Origin of the sequence: Legionella israelensis (genome assembly GCF_004571175.1) — a bacterium.
Classification (GTDB): domain Bacteria; phylum Pseudomonadota; class Gammaproteobacteria; order Legionellales; family Legionellaceae; genus Legionella_D; species Legionella_D israelensis.
The window spans coordinates 19,886-38,558 of record NZ_CP038273.1; the positions used below are offsets into that span (position 1 = coordinate 19,886).

Genomic DNA, 18,673 nt, shown 5'->3' on the forward strand with positions numbered 1-18,673 from the left:
CTTATTTATTGGTATTTATTAAAAAATAATGAGTAAAATAAAATTAATCAGGTCAAATTTAATTCATTTTCAACCAGTTGTAACAAGGTGCAATCTGCATTGCTCGAGGATAAACTATGCTTTAAATATTTTAAGCGCTCAACCATAGCAAAACTTGCCTGATCTTCATTGAGGAAATGTTCGGCAAGCTGGCTAAGTTCACTGGTGTTCAAATCATACTGTAGTAACTCAGGAACAATCATTCGATTGGAAAGAAGGTTACATAAACCAAGATATTGCACTTTAATAAGTTTGGAAGCTGCAAGATAAGTCAGAAAGGATGATTTATAAATGATACACATCGGCTTTTCCAGAAGAGCGCACTCAAGAGAAGCTGTGCCGGATGCGACAATAACAAAATGACTGCAGGAAACCACATCAATTGCTCTGCCTTTGATAAGCGTTACCCTCTGAGCATTCTCAGGGGACAGACAAGAAGTGATTTTCAATGGATTTACTGTTCCAGCAACAGGTATAACAAAATGCAGGTTGTCATATGTGTTCGTTAATTGTTGTATGGTTTTATTTAATACAGGCATGTGCCTTTGAATCTCATGGCCACGACTTCCAGGTAGCAATGCAATAATTTTTTTTCCTATCGGTAATCCTAACTCTGAAATAAGACTATCCACTGATTCATTGGACGGTTTGACTTTATCTACCAATGGATGCCCAACAAAATTAACCGGTACACCTGCTTTTTCATATATCGTTTTTTCAAAAGGAAAAATCACCGCCATTCGATCTATGCATTCGCGAATAAGTTGAATGCGACCGGCTTTCCATGCCCATATTTGTGGGCTGATGTAATAGAGAATACGTAACCCCAGGCTGCGTTTAGCATATTTTGCCACTCGTAAGTTAAAGGAAGGACAATCCACGAGTATGAGTAAATCCGGTTTGTGTTTTTTGATGTGTTGTTTGATGGTAGTAAGAGCTTTTTTTAAAATTCTCAAATGCATAAACACTTCAGAAAAACCGGTAACTCCATGACTGGCCAGATCATAAATAAGCTCACAACCCGCATTTTTCATATGACGTCCACCAATGCCACTGAAGTGTGCAGCAGGATATTTTGTCTTAAAATCTTTGATTAATTCAGAAGCATGTTGATCTCCGGACTCTTCACCGGAAACGACGACAATATGTTTAGTGTTCAACATATAAGGCGGATAAATTATTATTAATAAGATTTGTTATTTTTTCTGCCGTAGCCAGCGCATTTCTGCCTTCCTCACCGGTTACTAGCGGCGTTGAATCATTTTTAATACATTCGAGAAAAGCCTTAATTTCTTCCAAAAGCGCATCACCTTTTTCAAAGACAGATTGATGTCGGGTAATTTCAGGGATACCAGGGAACATCTCTTTTTCACCTTTTTGGAAAACGGCGAATTGCTTATTTTGAAAATCGATTGAAATATAAGAATTATGTTGGAATATTCTTGTTTTGCGTTCTGTCTTAAAGCTGATTCGACTGGCTGTTACATTAGCCACACAGTGATTATCAAAAGTAATACGTGCATTGGCAATATCAATGGACTTGGAAAGAACGGGTGCACCTTGTGCATCAATTGTTTTAATGGGCCGGTTAACAATGGTTTGTATAATATCAATATCATGAATCATTAAATCAAGAATGACATTGACATCCGTGCCTCTTGGATTAAAAGGTGCTAATCTGTGAGATTCAATAAATTGCGGATTATCCAGATGATCGCTAAGCGCCAGTCGGGCGGAATTAAACCGTTCCAAATGACCTACCTGCAGTTTCACACGGTGTTTTTTCGCCAGAGCGATTAATTCTTCTGCTTGCGTGACAGTTTCTGTAATGGGTTTTTCAATTAAAACATGAATTCCTTGGGCAATACATTCTTTGGCAATTTCATAATGGCGATTTGTTGTGGCTGCAATGCTCACCGCATCTACTTTTCCAAACAAATCCCGATAATCAGAAAAGGCGGGAACATTCAGCTCCTGTGAAACAGATTCGCAGGTTTGAGGTTGTACATCACATACCGCAATTAATTCTGAATCATCCAAAAGTTGATACTTTTGCGCATGAAAACGTCCAAGGTAACCTACGCCTATCACAGCACAACGAATTTTACTCATTTTAGTTTATCTGCTAATAATTTATACGTATGATCGCATTTCCTGAGTGATAAATCAATTTTAAATCGGTATCATATATACCTCATGTTTTCTGAGGAATGTTTTTAAGTGAAAAAAAATAGCTCTAAATTACTGTTAGCTGGTGTTGATGAAGTGGGCCGAGGACCTTTGGCTGGACCTGTAGTTGCAGCGGCCGTCATTCTTGGCAAGCCTATTGATGGCTTAAAAGATTCCAAGAAACTTACGGATCTCAAACGGCGGGAATTGGCGATTCAAATTAAAAATGAAGCAATTGCTTTTGCTTATGGACGTGCGGAAGTAGAAGAAATCAATAAACTGAATGTGCATTTCGCTACTTTGTTGGCAATGGCCAGAGCTATAGAATCACTACCCGTTAAGCCCTATGAAGTGCTGATTGATGGAAAACACAGTCCTCAGTTATCTATTCCCTGTAAAACCATTATTGATGGGGATGATTTGGTTGCTGAAATCAGTGCAGCCTCAATTATCGCAAAAGTCAAACGTGATGATGAGATGATTGCTATGGAAGAACTTTATCCAGGGTATGGCTTCGCTTCCCATAAAGGGTATTCTACGGCAGAGCACAAGAAAGCTTTGCAAAAGCTTGGGCCGTGTATACTACACAGACGAAATTTTTCGGCCGTATCTTCTTTTTATGTGCCCGCGGAGTATTGAAGAATTACATTTTCCGGTTCCGACTCTATCATGACGACAGCCTCTAGGTAAGGCTGTTAAATAAAATTCGATGAGAACTTATGGACATGATGATACCAAAACCAGCAAGAAATGTGACCATCGCTGTTCCGCCATAACTGACCAATGGTAAGGGTATACCGACCACTGGCAGGATACCCATAACCATCCCCATGTTGACGAAGCCTGAAAGAAAAAAAGTTATACCCAGACTGGCAGCAAGAAGTCGTGTGTAGATGGTTTGAGCATTATAGGCTATATAAAGACATCTTAAAGAAATCATGGAAATGAGCAAAATAATAACAAGACCGCCTAGAAAACCAAATTCTTCACCATTGACGGCATAAATAAAATCGGTCGCATGTTCCGGAAGAAAATTAAGATGTGACTGTGAGCCTTCAAGCCATCCTTTGCCTGATAACCCTCCTGAACCAATGGCAATTTTTGACTGAATGATATGATACCCGGCTCCCAGTGGATCGTGTTCAGGGTTTAATAAAGTAATAATTCGCTGTTTTTGATAGTCATGTAAGATATGCCATAAAACAGGGGCAGCAGCGCTTATCACTAAAAACAATAAAATAATGATACGTGTTTGTATACCTGCAACAAATACGACACATAAACCGGCAGAACCGACCATTATTGCTGTTCCAAGATCAGGCTGTCTGGCAATAAGGGCGGCTGGAATAAATACAAGCAATCCGGCAATCAGAATATGCTTCATTTTTATTGGAGTTGAAACTACACTAAAATACCAGGCCGTCATCATCGGGACAGCCAGCTTCATTATCTCAGAGGGTTGGAATCGAAACAAACCTAAATCAAGCCAACGTTGAGCACCTTTGCCAATTTTTCCTATTAGCATCACTGCAATAAGCAAAGCCAGACCAGCGGTATAAACCCATGGCGTCCAGGATTTGTATTTGTGCGGCGGGATAAAGGCGAAAACGGACATGATGAAGAAGGCAAAAGCAAGACGAAAACTTTGTCTTAAAAGCATATTTAAATTTTCATTTGAAGCGCTGTAGAGGATTAAAAGGCCGAAAAGAATCAAAGTAAAAATAAGCCCCAATAAGGGTAAATCATAATGCAATGATTTAAACGTCAATCGATAAACAGGGTGACTTGATCTGGCTTTCATAGCGTCGAATTACTCTTGATGGTTTGAAAATAGGTATCCATGACCTTGCGTGCAACATTAGGTGCGATGTAATCGTTCTCAACGATCACGGCAATGGCAATATCGGGATTTTTTTCAGGGGCAAAGGCGATAAATAACGAATTATCTCTTAATATTTCAGGAATGTCCTGGTATTTTGCCTTTTCATACTGCCTGCCGCTAAATACCTGAGCTGTTCCTGTTTTGGCAGCCAATGTATAATAGGTGAGTTTACCGAAACGAAAACCGGTTCCTTCTTTACTAAGAATAACGTTTTGCATTGCATCAGCAATAACGTCCCAAAATTGTTCGCTTTTCACATGTACGGGATATTCTTCCAATGGCTTTAGCTGCTTACTCTCACCATTATCGCTGTTAGAAACACTGTTCAGCAGATGAGGGCGATAGCGATGACCGTGTAATCCTAAGGCTGCTGTTGCATTCGCCATCTGTAAAGGTGTAGCAAGCATAAATCCCTGACCAATAGATGTGATTAGCGTATCTCCTGGATACCAGCTGACGCCTTTAGTGATTTTTTTCCAGCTGGCGCCCGGAACAACGCCTGCAGATTCTCCTTGCAAATCAACATGAGATAATTGTCCAAAGCCAAATTGAGTTAGCATATCTTCGATAACGGAAATTCCCATTTTATGTCCAAGGCGATAAAAATAAGTATCGCAGGAAACGGTAATTGCTCGTTTAAGATTGACCATACCATGGCCTCCTTTTTTCCAGTCTCGATAAAGGTGTGTGGAATTGGGAAGTTTATAAGAACCTGGATCATAAATGATTGTTGTAGGAGTGATGTTTTCACTGTCAAGACCAGCAAGAGCAATAAAGGGTTTTATGGTCGAGGCGGGAGCATAGGTACCTTTTACTGCACGATTAAACATAGGCTGGTCTTTGGCACTAATAAGCTGTTGATAATCCTTATTACTGATACCGCTTACAAAGAGATTCGGGTCAAAGCTCGGTGAACTAACCATAGCCAATATATCTCCATTTCTGGTATCGATAACCACTATAGCGCCACGCTTGTTTTTTATTGCTTGATAAGCAGACTCCTGTAGTCTCGCGTCAATGGTAAGATGCAGTTTTGCTCCTGAAAGGGGATTTTGCTTGTCGAGTATCCTCAGAGTTCTGCCGCTGACATCTGTTTCAACGCGCTGATAACCGACCTGACCATGTAAAATATCTTCATAATATTTTTCAATGCCACTTTTACCAATGAAATTCGTTGCTCGATAATTTGTAGTATCAACTTGTTTAAGCTCTTGGGCATTAATACGACCGACGTAGCCCACGGTATGCGCTGTTATTTCTCCAAGGGGGTAATGTCTCATTAAACGGGCTTTAATGCTGACGCCAGGAAAGCGATATTGATTAACGGCAAAAAGAGCAACTTCCTCTTGATTTAATTTGAGTTTGAAAGGAATAGGCACAAAAGCTCTTTTTTGTTGCTTCGCACGATAAAAATCTTCAATATCATCATCTGTAATAGAAGGAATAAGTGTTTTTAATTGATTCAGTGTTTTTTTTAGGTTTTTGACTCGCTCAGGAGTAATTTCCAAGGCGTAGACAGGAATATTTTCCGCAAGCATTATACCGTTTCGGTCTACAATAACTCCGCGCGGAGGGTCAATAGGGATAATTCCTACCTGGTTTTTAAGAGACAAGGTTTGATAATGTCTGAATTCTGAAATTTGTAAAAAAGCGAGCCGGAGAATTAAAAGCAAAGATAAAATTATTAGAATGGCAATCAGTAAATTGAGTCTGAATAATTGTATTTGTGTAGAGGGCCGATTTTTTGGAGTGGAACTTAATCGCATTCAATAAAAGCTATCTTCATCAATATAAAATGGAGTTATCTTAACTTAACTTCGCTAATATATCCACGTGCATTTACTGCAAGGCATCATTTCATTCACTGAAGCGAAAAAGTGGATAGTTGAGTGTCATAATGGTTTTGAATAATGAAAGGAGAGGCATCGATAATTTTATTTATGATATGGGTGTTTGTTATTAATTGCCCATGCACGGTATAAAGTCTCTAGTAAAAAAATACGAACCAGAGGGTGCGGCAAAGTTAATCGGGATAATGACCATTTTTCATGGCAATGTTTCAAAATCTTTTCGGATACTCCTTCCGGCCCACCGATAATAAAACATATATGACTGTAATGAAGTTGCAATTGCAGTATCTTTTTGGCCAGATCCGGGCTACTGAAGGATTTACCTTCTATATCAAGAGCAATGATCAGCGCATCCGGGGGAAGAGAGGAAAGAATCTGCGAACTTTCCTTGTCCTGTATGCGAGCAATATCGCTTGTTTTACTCCGTTTGATTAAGGGAATTTCAATGATTTTTAATTGAGTATGTTCTTGCAATCGTTTGGCATATTCATTTGAGCCCTCTACGACCCAGAGCGGCATCTTGGTGCCCATGGCAATGATGGTTATTTTTAGCATGTATTTATTATGGCAACTCCTGCCATAGTCCTTCAAGATTGTAAAACGCTCGCGTATCTGGTTGCATGACATGCAGGATACAATCACCAAAATCTACCAGCGCCCAGTCTCCTTCGTCCAGACCTGTGAAACTCAGTGGCTGATGCCCAGCTTTTTTCATTGCTTCAATCACTTGCTCGGCAATTGCTTTTACATGACGAGATGAACGTCCAGATGCAATCACCATATAATCGGTGATAGTAGTCTGTTTTTTGACATCCAGAGTGATCACATCAAAAGCCTGTATATCATCCAGAGCTTCCAATAAAATATTTAGCATTGAGTTTGGTTTTGTCATGGGTATAATTTTTTTAAAAGGCGCGAGATCATAACAGTTATTTATCTATTAAAAAAGTTTTTTAATGATATTGTCAGGAAAGCAGATCAATAATTGACAACTTTGCTAGTCTTTTCTATTAATTAAATAAATAACTGCATCAGACCATGTCTATGCTTCTGTTAAGGAAGTTTTCATGTTCAGTAAAAGCCGATTTACCATTCTTATATTTGCTTTTTTTCTTTTTTCAGGTTTTAGTGGTCTATTAAATGCAGTTGCTTTGAAAGAGCTAAATCAAACTAAGGCCAAACCTACCACCATTTCTGTCAGTGAAATAGATTTTCAACTGGATGGAAAAGGAAAGAAAACCCGGGTTTTTGATCTCAGCTTTACTCATCCTGATGGCAGTAAAGATAATAAAGGCTATTTTGCAAATAAGGGCGAAATGTTTTATACAATCGTTAAAAATAAAACATCAAAGCCCATCACTATTCATTGGCATGGATTGATTGTTCCCAGTGCCCAAGATGGCGTTCCTTATGTTTCCCAGCTTCCTTTAGCTCCGGGAGAAAGCAAGGTTTTTAATTTTCGATTGCTTCAGGCAGGAACTTACTGGATGCATTCGCATGTTGGTTTTCAGGAGCAAATAATGCTCTCTGCGCCTTTAATTATCCATGACCCTCAGGAGGAAAATAAGGAAATTCAAGAAGTGATAATGTTTCTGGAAGACTTTACCTATAAAGATCCTGAAAAAATATTTGAGAAAATGCGCAACATGAAAATGGTTTCTTCCGCCACTCAAAAGAAAACAGTTTCAACTAATTCAGATATTAACGATGTTGAATACGATGCTTTTCTTACCAATAAAAAAACACTGGCACAACCAGATGTTATTGATGTCAAACCGGGAAAAAAAGTGCGGCTACGAATTATTAATGCTTCCTCTGCAACAAATTATAGAATTGATTTAGGGCAGTTAAAAGGCGCGCTTATTGCTGTAGATGGTGAAAATGTTCATCCCGTACAAGGCTCAGATTTTCCGATTGGAATTGCCAATCGTATTGATGTTCTGGTTGACATTCCCCAACAGGGCGGAGCTTTTCCTATCTTGGCTCTCGCAGAAGGTACGAATCAACAAACTGGATTGATTCTTAAAACAGAAAACGCGAGTCCACCGGAAATCAGCCCCACGGCAGAAGAGATGATGGGTCGAGTTAAATATTATGAATTGGAAAAACAACTAAAAACAAAAAATCCTTTACCTGTCAGGAAAGTGGATAAGCAAATAAAACTTGTTCTCGGCGGTGATATGAATGGTTACAAGTGGACCATTAACAACCAAAGCTGGCCAAATATTACCCCTAATGTAATCAATTTCGGTGATCGTGTAGAAATCATCTATGAAAATAAAACTTCCATGTCGCACCCTATGCATTTTCACGGACATGTATATCAGGTAACAGAGATTGACGGTAAACCCATTCAGGGTGGGGCAGTACGCGACACCATTCTGGTTCAACCGAATTCCACAGTGAAAGTCCAGTTTGATGCTCTTAATCCTGGCGTTTGGGTAAATCATTGTCACAATCTATATCATTTAAATGCAGGTATGCTAACCACGATACAATACCAGCATTATCCAAAACCTGATTTTTATTTAAAAAAAAATCGGACAAAAAAAGCTAGTCCCTGAGGGTCAGTTTAATATAATAAGATGATATTGTGGCATTTTGCTTGGACCGGGTATAACGTTTTGCTTTTTTACGGAATAACCGCCGAACCCATGTTAATTAAGAGGCGCAGGAGCTAAACATGTTAGCAGGAATAATGATTTTATGGTTTATTTTTGTTTTACTATCTTTAGCTTACGTGGCTTATGACATTAGGGTTGTGCCGATTGACTGGGTACAAAAATTGGGATGGATCCTTGTTGTAGCTTATACCGGCCCCATTGGTTTGTTTTTTTATTTTCTGACGTGTCGAAGCCCCGGTGAAGGCCTCCATGAAATTTATACAAAAGCTCAGTGGAAGCAGGCTGTCAATTCGGAGGTTCATTGTCTTGCAGGGGACGCTACCGGCATTATTTTTGCAGCCATTCTTTTATCTTTCATAGAATTAAACAATGGGACTGAACTTGTTTTTGAATACATATCTGCATTTATTTTTGGCTGGTTTATTTTTCAAGCGGGTATGATGAAAAATATGTATGCTAATTACTGGCAGGCGGTGAAAAAAACTTTTTTCTCTGAAACGGTTTCAATGAATTTTGTCATGATGGGCATAGCCACCGTTTTAGGTGGTATTATTGCTTTCCCAATCAATCATTGGCTAGTAAAAAATAAATTAAAGCACGGTTGTATGACTTTGCCTGAAGCTAACCTAAAACAGGCTCACGAAACAAAAGCACATCCAGCGAAATCTGCTGAGGAGGAAAAAATGCATGTTCAGCATAAAGCGGATGAACATCATCATGAAATGGGAGAACTGCCTCTTAAGACCCAGTTAAAATACACTGGCATTACATTTGCGGTTCTTGTACTTGTAGTTATTATTACCGGATTATTTGTCCCAATAAAATTTTAATGTCATGATTTCGGTTGAATAATTTGGAATTTATCCTTTGAAAAATAGGGATATTTACAATTTATCCCCCTTTTTATATAAGATTATATAAGAAAAAAGTTTGATAGAGATCTAGTAATGAAACGAGAAAATAATAGTACATTAAAAGACATCTGAACATCCTCATTTTATACCATATCTGATAAGTTTTTTGTTTTTTTAATTTGTAATGGATTAATAATTAAATAGAAATTATTTTTATCCCTTTTTGCATATATAGGAAATTACACAGGAGTGAATTTTATGAGGATACTAATTGTAGGTGCAGGTATTGCTGGCCTAAGCCTTACAGTATTATTGAGACAAAGAGGTTTAAATCCGACTTTAATAGAAAAATCGGAATCATTTGGCTCGGCAGGTTACATGCTGGGCTTGTATCCTACAGGTGCCAACGTATTGCGTTCATTGAACGGTTATAAATCCTATCTTGATGTATCCGTAGCTGGAAAAGGGTATGAAGCTTATAATGATAAATCTCAGTTACTTAAGCAATTTTCATTTGCTCCTATGATAGAAGGTTATGGTCCTTATCAGCTTGTTACCCGCTATGATCTACTTGATGTTATTTACCAGACCTGTAAAGATTTAAGGGTACGTTTTAATACTCAGATTTCTTCTTTGACTCAAACTGAGCATGAAGTAAAAGTCGTATTCAGTGATCAATCCCAAGCTGATTTTGACTTGGTCGTGGGTGCTGATGGCCTGCACTCGCAAATTAGAAGTTTTATTTTGAAAGATAATGAATATCACTATTTCCATACGGGTTGGGGGGGATGGGTTTGGTGGGATAATAATCATGTTGTTCCTGAAAATACTATACAGGAATTCTGGGGAAAAGGTGTTTTTTTAGGTATGTATCCTGTACGTGGGAAAACAGGTATGATTGCTGCGGTTGATTCTCCCTCTGCTGAGACTGCCTTAAAGGGCCGTAGCAGAAAGGAATACATCATTGAAAGATTTTCTGAAATTCGTAAATCTCGACCAGAGGTATTTGCAGAATTACCATCAGACGATCAATCTGTCTTTTTTTGGCCTTTAAGCGATCAGAGAGCAACAAAATGGCATAAAGGACGTGTAGTACTATTAGGGGATGCAGCGACAGCCTTTTTACCCACAGCAGGCATAGGTGCGACAATGGCATTGGAATCTGCAGCTGTTTTAAATGACATTCTATCCAGAACTGGCGTTGAGTTTGTGCAACAAGCCCTAGATTTATTTGAGAAACGGCGCAGGACAAGGGTTGAGCGGGCACAAAATGATTCTAGACGTTTAGCAAAATTGATGTTTGTCAGTTTCTCTTGGGGTGTATGGATACGGGATTTTTTCACAAGAATGATGTCCGTCAAATCCTTAATGAAAGGCATTATGAAAGGCTTTAATGAGCCAATTTAGAATAATAACTTAATTTCATTTTGATGACTGCAAAAAGCGGATAACTACACAAGTCGACTCATCGAACGTATTTGGCACAAAAATGCTATTTTAAAAATCATGCAGAGATCATAAAAACGGTCTTGAATAATATCAAATCAATTCTTCTTCTGTTTTCATATCTTTTAGTAAGTATTGAATAAGGCCGTATAACGCCAGACAAACTATACTTGCAATAATAAGGATAATTAATATTTCGGTAAAGGTAGTGGCATAATGAGCCCGAAGAAGTGGTAAATCTTTTTCCTGCGGTGAAATGGCAGTAATGGATGCAAGCTTACCTGACAGGAAGCCACCTAGTCCTAGAGAGACAAAGAATATCCCCATCATTGTGCTGACTTTGTCTCGGGAAGCAAGAACTGTAATGGCTGATAAACCAACAGGAGATAAGAGAAGTTCAGCTAAAGAAATCAACAAGTAGGCTGGAAGAATGTAAAAAGGGGAAATTAATTGGTGAGGATCGGCAAGATAGCACACTAAATCAATAATAACATATCCCAGAGTAATCAATAAAATAGCCATTAAAAACTTTTTGGCAGTATTTTTTCCGCGCTCAATCAAGTTAAGTTTTTCACGATTCTTAGATAAGAAATAACCAAAAAATATCATACCAAGACTTTGTACAGTTACATAATATGGTGGAGGAAATTGAATCCCATAAACGGTCGGTTTAACGACTCGCTCAATAAAGAGCGTTAATGAAAGAAACATCTGAAAATAAAACGTCCAGAAAGTAACGGATATAATACAAAGCAACCCAATAACTATATTTAATCTGGCCTGTTTATAGGCTTCTTTTTTTATGGAATAAAAAAGATAAGCCGCAGAAAGAAATACCACAATGGCAAACAGCAAATTGGCCAGATCCGGATAATACATAATATAAAAAGATACGGCCCATAATAAAAGAATTAATATAAAAGCGGAAATTAATGACTGCCAATTATGATTAGATGGATTGTAATCTTGTATTTTATAAACCATCATTCCATATACAAAAACAAAAAATGAAAAAATCATGCCTATAATTGCACTGGCAAAAGAAGTAGACCAGCCAAAGTAAAAATACAGTTGGCTTGGCAAGGTAGTACCTAAAATAATGCCTGTAGTGATACCCATATAGAAAATAGTAAAACCACTTTCTCGACGTGAAGAACCTGGAGGATATTCATTACCTAATAAAGAAGAAATATTGGGTTTCAGCAGACCGGTTCCCACGGCAATTCCAGCAAGGGATGAGGTCAGAGCCAAATCACTATCGAAAGCGGAAAGAAGGCAATAACTCAACAGAAGAAAAATAATTCCTGAAATTACAGCAGCCTTTTGACCGAGCATTTTATCTGCAATCCATCCGCCAATAACCGGAGATAAATAAGTTAAAGCGGTAAAGGAACCAACAAGGGCATAGGTGCGGTCATCATTCCACTTTAAATATAATGACAAATATAGGGCAAGCAGGGTTTGTACAACATAAAAGCCATAACGCTCCCACATTTCTGTGCCAAAAAAAACTTTAAGGCTTTGAGGATGTTTTGTAATATTTGTTTTCACAGTGACATAAAAATGCAAGACAATACACTCAGTTTACATAAAGTTGATTTTATATACAACCATTGTGGTTTTGTCTTTTGCTGGACTTTAGTCATTTTTCAAGTAAAGGAAAGCAATAGTTTAAAGACTATAGAAGTGCACCGTTATATTTATCAACGCTGTAAATCGATGACTTGAGGAATAGAATGGCACGAATTACCGCGGCATCGACCGCGGTATCTATACGAAGCTCCGTATGGGCCCGCTATCAAGTGACGGGGATTCGATCCCTAAAAAATGGCTAAATTCGAATTTTGATATCTTAACTTTTTTGCGAAGAATGCAGGCTGTATTTGTCCTGCTTATGTATTATTATGATGGACAGTTAGTCTGTTTAAAAAAATGGACACCCCGAATAGGAGAGCAAGATGACTGAGCAAACGAATAAAAGCAGGATAAAAGCAAAGACAGGCAATCAACTGGAAGCAAAAAATTGGTCTTCTGAAGCTGCGTTACGAATGTTATGCAATAATCTGGATTCGGAAGTTGCTGAAAAACCTGAAGAATTGATCGTTTATGGTGGACTTGGCAAGGCTGCCAGAAACTGGGCATGTTTTGAAAAAATAATTGAGGTTCTAAAAGAGTTGAATGAGGATCAAACACTTCTCATTCAATCCGGCAAGCCTGTAGGTGTATTTAAGACTCACTCCTTTGCTCCACGTGTACTCATTGCTAACTCAAATCTCGTTCCTCACTGGGCGAACTGGCAGCATTTTAATGAGCTAGATAAGAAAGGATTAATGATGTATGGGCAAATGACAGCAGGTAGCTGGATATATATTGGCTCACAGGGCATTATCCAGGGAACTTACGAAACCTTTATCGCTTGCGCCAAAAAGCATTTTAACGGGGATTTATCGGGTAAGTGGATATTAACTGCAGGGCTTGGCGGCATGGGCGGAGCACAACCCTTGGCTGCAACGATGGCAGGAGCAAGTATTTTGGCGGTAGAGTGTGATTTAGAGAGGATAAAAAAACGTATTAAAACCAAATATCTCGATAAATATACTGATAATTTACAAGAAGCTTTAAATTGGATTGAACAGGCTTGTGAAAAAAATGAACCTTTATCTGTAGGCTTATTGGGAAATGCTGCTGAAATATACCCTGAATTGGTGGAAAGAAAAATATATCCGTCACTGGTAACGGATCAAACCAGTGCGCACGATCCTTTAAATGGTTATCTTCCAAGCGGATGGACTCTGCAACAAGCACAAGAGCTTCGTTTATCTCATCCGGAAAAGGTCGTCAATGCAGCTAAAACATCGATGGCACAACAGGTTCGCGCCATGCTTGCTTTCCAGAAAGAAGGTATCCCGGTTTTTGATTATGGAAACAATATACGACAAATGGCATTTGAAGCCGGTGTAAAAGAGGCCTTTTCATTCGAAGGCTTTGTTCCAGCTTATATTCGTCCGCTTTTTTGTGAAGGCATTGGGCCGTTTCGATGGGTGGCTTTATCAGGGGATCCTGAAGATATTTATGCTACAGATGAAATGGTTAAATGCCTTATTCCTGAAAATAAGCATCTTCATCAATGGCTGGATATGGCGCGCGAGAAAATTTCTTTTCAAGGATTACCGGCAAGAATATGTTGGGTCGGTTTAAAAGATCGAGCTAGGTTGGCCCTTGCTTTTAATGAAATGGTACAAAATAAAAAAGTAAAAGCTCCTATCGTTATCGGACGGGATCATCTTGATTCAGGCTCTGTAGCCAGCCCTAATCGAGAAACTGAAGGAATGAAAGATGGCAGTGATGCTGTTTCAGATTGGCCTTTATTAAATGCTTTGTTAAATTGTGCCAGTGGAGCAACCTGGGTGAGCATTCATCATGGAGGTGGAGTAGGTATGGGTTTTTCTCAACATGCTGGAGTCGTTATTGTGGCTGATGGTACGAAGGAAGCTGAGGAAAAACTGGCCAGAGTTTTACACAATGATCCAGCTACAGGGGTTATGCGGCACGCTGATGCGGGATATGAATTGGCCAAAAAATGTGCCAGGGAAAATGCTTTGTGGCTACCTATGGAGTCGGTTGGAGAATAATTGATGAGCAATACTTTTGTTTTAAATCCAGGTCAATTGACTCTGCAGTCAATAAGAGAATTAATGTTAAACCATCGGCCTTGTGAATTAGCCCAGAGTGCTTTAGAGAATATCAGAGCTTCAAATCACACAGTTTTAAGTATTTTGGAAAAGCAGCAAACGGTATATGGCATTAATACCGGCTTTGGATCTTTAGCGTCAAACCGCATATCTGAAGATAAACTTAAAAAACTGCAAAGAAACATTGTTCTTTCTCATGCCTGTGGTACCGGCGAGCTTTTATCAGATGATATTGTGTCTTTAATCTTATTGCTTAAAATCAATAATCTGGCACAAGGTTACTCAGGTGTAAGGCCAGAGTTAATCCATTTCTTACAAACCTTATTCAATCGAAAAATGTATCCCTGTATACCTGCTAAGGGTTCCGTTGGTGCTTCGGGAGATTTAGCACCTCTTGCTCATATGTCTTTACCTGTCATTGGAGAAGGAGAACTTCGCCTTGAAGGTCAGATATTCAGTGCTGAAGAAGCGTTATCGATCGCTGGCTTACACCCCTTAGAGCTTGCCCCCAAAGAAGGTCTGGCCTTATTAAATGGTCTTCAGGTCTCTACTGCCATTTGTTTAAAAGCTTTTTTCGCTTGTGAAACACTTTTTGAAACAGCAGTATTATCAGGAAGCCTTTCTATAGATGCAGCTTGTGGCAGTGATGTGCCTTTTGATGATCGTATTCATTTAGCCCGAGGTCATCAGGCACAACGAGATGTTGCGGCTATGTATCGGGAACTTTTATGTGGGAGTAAAATCAGAGAATCACACAGACAGTGTTCACGAGTACAAGATCCCTATTCACTTCGATGCCAACCTCAGATCATGGGAGCCGTCTTGCATCAAATACAATTTGTAGGAGAAACACTTCAGGTTGAATCGAATGCAGTATCGGACAATCCTTTAGTTTTTCCAGAGCAGGGTGACGTTCTTTCCGGAGGTAATTTTCATGGTGAGATCATTGCCATGGCAGCAGATAATTTAGCTTTGGCCATTGCTGAAATCGGTGCAAATTCCGAACGTCGCATTGCCTTACTTATTGATAAAAATTTTAGCGATCTGCCTGCATTTTTAATAAACGACAATGGCGTGAATTCAGGTTTTATGATAGCTCATGTGACGGCTGTAGCTTGCGCCAGCGAAAATAAATCGCTTGCTCATCCTCGTTCTGTTGATAGTTTACCAACGTCAGCAAATCAGGAGGATCACGTTTCCATGGCGACATCAGCCGCTTTGCGGCTGCACACAATGATTGATAATACCGCCACCATTCTCGCTATTGAACTATTAGCTGCAAGTCAGGGCCTTGAATTTCATAAACCTCTGATAACCTCGAAGAAATTAAATCATTATTATGAAAAAATACGTATGCACGTAGAACCTTTGGAAAAGGATCGCTATTTTGCTCCTGATATTGCGATTATAAAGCAGATGATTTTGAATGAAGAGTTTAAGATGAGTAATTGCATGCCGGGTTAAAAAACCTTATTACCTCGACTCAGACACTGATAATTTTTTTCACGTGACAATAGGGACGTTAATATGTCAATTGGAAGTAAATTTGAAGATTTAAAAAAAAATCAGGAAAAAATACCTTATCCCTCGGCACAAAGAAGAATTGATTTGCTTATCAGTTTAAGAAAAGGACTTCAGGAGCAAGCCATATTGTTTGCCAATGCCATAAGCAATGACTTTTCTCATCGCTCAAGGGAAGAAACATTAGCTATTGAGGTTTTTTTTACGCTTAGGACAATAAATTTTTGTATTAAAAACACCAAAAAATGGATGAAGAAACGAAAGCGGAAAATATCATGGCTATTTAGGTCGGCTTATGCCTATCTGTTACCACAGCCTTTAGGTGTAGTGGGTATTATGGTTCCATGGAATTTTCCGCTTTATCTCGCACTGGTTCCTGCGGCTTATGCCATAAGTGCTGGTAACAGAATCATGATAAAGGTTTCTGAATTAACTCCGAATACCGGCAAAGCACTTATTCATCTGATTAAGTCGGCTAAACTGGAAGACTACATTCATGTTGTTGATGGAGATATTGAAACTGCTAAAATATTTACAAACCTGCCTTTCGGCCATTTGCTTTTTACAGGATCGACCCAAGTTGGGAAAAAAGTCATGGAGGCAGCAAGCAGAAATTTAACTCCTGTAACGCTTGAGTTAGGGGGAAAATCGCCAGCGATTGTCTCAAAAACCGTATCTTCTGCCTATTTCAATCGTTTGTTTATGGGTAAGCTTCTTAACGCAGGACAAACCTGTGTTGCGCCAGATTATTTATTTATTCCAGAAGGTTGGGAAGAAAAAATTGAGCAGACTTTCCGCGCGTTTATGAATAAGCATTACCCTCAGCTTGAGAATAATTCTGATTATACAGCAATCGTTTCTGAGTCGCACAAAAAACGTTTGCAAAAATTAATTGAAGATGCTCAACAAAAAGGAGCCAGGGTGATTTGCTTTGGAGATCATAACTTGAAGGGGCAAAAATTACCGGTATATCTGGTGTTTAATGTTCATCAAGATATGCTGATAATGCAGCAGGAAGTTTTTGGTCCCATTTTCCCCATTATGAGTTATCAATCATTTAATCAGGTGATACAGTATATTAATTCACATCCTTGTCCCTTATCCCTTTATTATTTCGGTCAAAATAAAGAAGAAAAGGAACAACTGTTACTTAAAACCTTAAGCGGAGGATTCATTGTTAATAACACAATTATGCAAACAGGTATAGATGATTTGCCATTTGGAGGTGTGGGAGCCAGTGGCATGGGGACATATCATGGTAGGGAAGGTTTCGATGTTTTTTCTAAATTAAAGTCAGTGTTTGTTCAACGGCGAATCGCTCTTTTAAGTTATCTTTATCCTCCTTATGGTAAATTATTAACATTTTTTCTTAAAAAAATAGGTAAAATTAATTTTAAATCTAATTTATAATGACGGGCATTATGCGTATTCAAATTTTTACTGATGGAGCATGCAGAGGGAATCCTGGCCCAGGTGGATGGGGAGCTTTGCTTCGTTATAATGATCATGAAAAGCAATTAAAGGGTTCAGAAATACATACCACAAATAATCGTATGGAACTGATGGCAGCTATAAAAAGCCTTGAAGCTTTAAAACGACCATGTGTAGTGGACTTGCATACGGATTCACAGTATTTACGCCAGGGAATGACCACATGGATGAAACAATGGAAACTAAAGGGTTGGAAGAATGCAAAACGTGAACCTGTAAAAAATGCCGATTTATGGCAGAAGCTGGATCAACTTGCTTCAATCCACCAGATTCACTGGCATTGGGTCAAAGGGCACTCCGGGCATCCAGAAAATGAACTTGCTGATTCTCTGGCTAACCAGGCGATTGACGAACTAACTCAAAATATTTAAAAAATGCGACAGATTGTATTAGATACTGAAACCACAGGCATAGGGCATGAACATGGGCATCGTATTATCGAGATTGGCTGTGTTGAGTTGATTGATCGCCGCATTACTAAAAACCATTATCATGTTTATTTAAATCCACAAAGAACAATAGATGATGGCGCATTTAAAGTACATGGAATCTCCAATGAGTTTTTAAAGGATAAACCTGAATTTAATGAAATTGTTGAGGAATTTCTTGCTTTTATCGATGGAGCAGAACTCATTATCCATAATGCACCATTTGATGTTGGCTTTTTAAATTCTGAACTTACGCATGTCAAATGGCACAAGCGCTTGGAAGATTATTGTAATATTTTTGATACTCTCGTATATGCGCGTGAAAAACATCCTGGGCAAAGAAACAGTCTTGATGCTTTATGTAAGCGCTATGACATTGACAATTCCAATCGACAATTACACGGCGCTCTACTGGATGCGGAAATACTAGCCTGGGTTTATTTATCTTTGACAGGAGGGCAGGGGACCTTGTTTTCTGAAAGTTCTTCAGAAGAAATGGTTTCTCAAAAAAGTGAAACTTTGAATAAAACAGTAGATAAGATTGACTTACCCATCATAAAAGCGACAGAAATTGAAATTGAAAATCATCTTTCTCTCATAGAACTCATTGTTAATAAGTCTGGTATTAATTACTGGGAAGATTCAAAAACATCATAAAATCTTCGCGTATTTTTTGA

16 protein-coding genes are annotated in these 18,673 nt (G+C 38.7%); 9 read left to right on the plus strand and 7 right to left on the minus strand.

All coding sequences use genetic code 11. The features are described 5' to 3' along the window. Window positions 1–47 precede the first annotated feature (47 nt). Both lpxB and E4T55_RS00105 read right to left on the minus strand, forming a co-directional pair. Window positions 48–1,202 carry a lipid-A-disaccharide synthase gene (gene lpxB, locus E4T55_RS00100; protein WP_058502332.1) on the minus strand — a complete coding sequence of 385 codons (1,155 nt, stop codon included), beginning with the start codon at window positions 1,200–1,202 and terminating at the stop codon, window positions 48–50. After that, entirely contained in the window at window positions 1,189–2,151 is a 963-nt protein-coding gene (locus E4T55_RS00105; RefSeq protein ID WP_058502333.1) for a Gfo/Idh/MocA family protein, read from the minus strand. The genes lpxB and E4T55_RS00105 overlap by 14 nt, the downstream gene beginning before the upstream one ends. A 108-nt stretch (window positions 2,152–2,259) precedes the next feature. On the opposite strand from E4T55_RS00105, the gene rnhB reads away from it, so the two are divergent. Further along, a complete protein-coding gene (rnhB, locus tag E4T55_RS00110; RefSeq protein ID WP_058502334.1) occupies window positions 2,260–2,847 on the plus strand; it encodes a ribonuclease HII in 588 nt (195 codons plus the stop codon). Between the two features lie 43 nt (window positions 2,848–2,890). On the opposite strand, the gene rodA is transcribed toward rnhB, so the two are convergent. The 4 genes from rodA to rsfS form a co-directional block, all read right to left on the minus strand. Further along, window positions 2,891–4,009 (minus strand): rod shape-determining protein RodA, encoded by a 1,119-nt coding sequence (rodA, locus tag E4T55_RS00115; protein ID WP_058502335.1) that lies wholly within the window; start codon window positions 4,007–4,009, stop codon window positions 2,891–2,893. After that, a complete protein-coding gene (mrdA, locus tag E4T55_RS00120; protein ID WP_058502336.1) occupies window positions 4,006–5,856 on the minus strand; it encodes a penicillin-binding protein 2 in 1,851 nt (616 codons plus the stop codon). The genes rodA and mrdA overlap by 4 nt, the downstream gene beginning before the upstream one ends. 168 nt (window positions 5,857–6,024) lie before the next feature. Further along, the gene (rlmH, locus tag E4T55_RS00125) at window positions 6,025–6,495 is read right to left on the minus strand and encodes a 23S rRNA (pseudouridine(1915)-N(3))-methyltransferase RlmH (protein ID WP_058502337.1); all 471 of its coding nucleotides are present in this window, start codon (window positions 6,493–6,495) and stop codon (window positions 6,025–6,027) included. Between the two features lie 7 nt (window positions 6,496–6,502). After that, complete coding sequence (gene rsfS / locus E4T55_RS00130) at window positions 6,503–6,832, minus strand: ribosome silencing factor (protein WP_058502338.1); 330 nt, start codon at window positions 6,830–6,832, stop codon at window positions 6,503–6,505. 175 nt (window positions 6,833–7,007) lie between these two features. Between rsfS and E4T55_RS00135 the strand changes: the two genes are divergently transcribed. The 3 genes from E4T55_RS00135 (at window position 7,008) to E4T55_RS00145 (ending at window position 10,825) form a co-directional block, all read left to right on the plus strand. Next, entirely contained in the window at window positions 7,008–8,504 is a 1,497-nt protein-coding gene (locus E4T55_RS00135) for a multicopper oxidase family protein (RefSeq protein WP_082636554.1), read from the plus strand. 119 nt (window positions 8,505–8,623) lie between these two features. Beyond that, the gene (locus E4T55_RS00140) at window positions 8,624–9,394 is read left to right on the plus strand and encodes a DUF4396 domain-containing protein (RefSeq protein WP_058502339.1); all 771 of its coding nucleotides are present in this window, start codon (window positions 8,624–8,626) and stop codon (window positions 9,392–9,394) included. 282 nt (window positions 9,395–9,676) lie between these two features. Further along, on the plus strand, window positions 9,677–10,825 hold the full coding sequence (locus E4T55_RS00145; protein WP_058502340.1) for an FAD-dependent oxidoreductase: 1,149 nt from the start codon (window positions 9,677–9,679) through the stop codon (window positions 10,823–10,825). Window positions 10,826–10,957: 132 nt separating this feature from the next. Here E4T55_RS00145 and E4T55_RS00150 read toward each other — a convergent pair whose 3' ends face one another. Further along, entirely contained in the window at window positions 10,958–12,403 is a 1,446-nt protein-coding gene (locus E4T55_RS00150) for a peptide MFS transporter (RefSeq protein WP_115325305.1), read from the minus strand. A 419-nt stretch (window positions 12,404–12,822) separates the two neighbouring features. Between E4T55_RS00150 and hutU the strand changes: the two genes are divergently transcribed. From hutU to dnaQ, 5 genes are all read left to right on the plus strand, one after another. Then, entirely contained in the window at window positions 12,823–14,496 is a 1,674-nt protein-coding gene (gene hutU, locus E4T55_RS00155) for a urocanate hydratase (protein WP_058502341.1), read from the plus strand. A gap of 3 nt (window positions 14,497–14,499) precedes the next feature. Further along, entirely contained in the window at window positions 14,500–16,020 is a 1,521-nt protein-coding gene (gene hutH, locus E4T55_RS00160; RefSeq protein WP_058502342.1) for a histidine ammonia-lyase, read from the plus strand. A gap of 63 nt (window positions 16,021–16,083) precedes the next feature. After that, on the plus strand, window positions 16,084–17,487 hold the full coding sequence (locus E4T55_RS00165) for an aldehyde dehydrogenase family protein (protein WP_058502343.1): 1,404 nt from the start codon (window positions 16,084–16,086) through the stop codon (window positions 17,485–17,487). 11 nt (window positions 17,488–17,498) lie between these two features. Continuing rightward, entirely contained in the window at window positions 17,499–17,939 is a 441-nt protein-coding gene (gene rnhA, locus E4T55_RS00170; RefSeq protein ID WP_058502409.1) for a ribonuclease HI, read from the plus strand. Window positions 17,940–17,942: 3 nt separating this feature from the next. After that, complete coding sequence (gene dnaQ / locus E4T55_RS00175; RefSeq protein WP_058502344.1) at window positions 17,943–18,653, plus strand: DNA polymerase III subunit epsilon; 711 nt, start codon at window positions 17,943–17,945, stop codon at window positions 18,651–18,653. Window positions 18,654–18,673 lie beyond the last annotated feature (20 nt).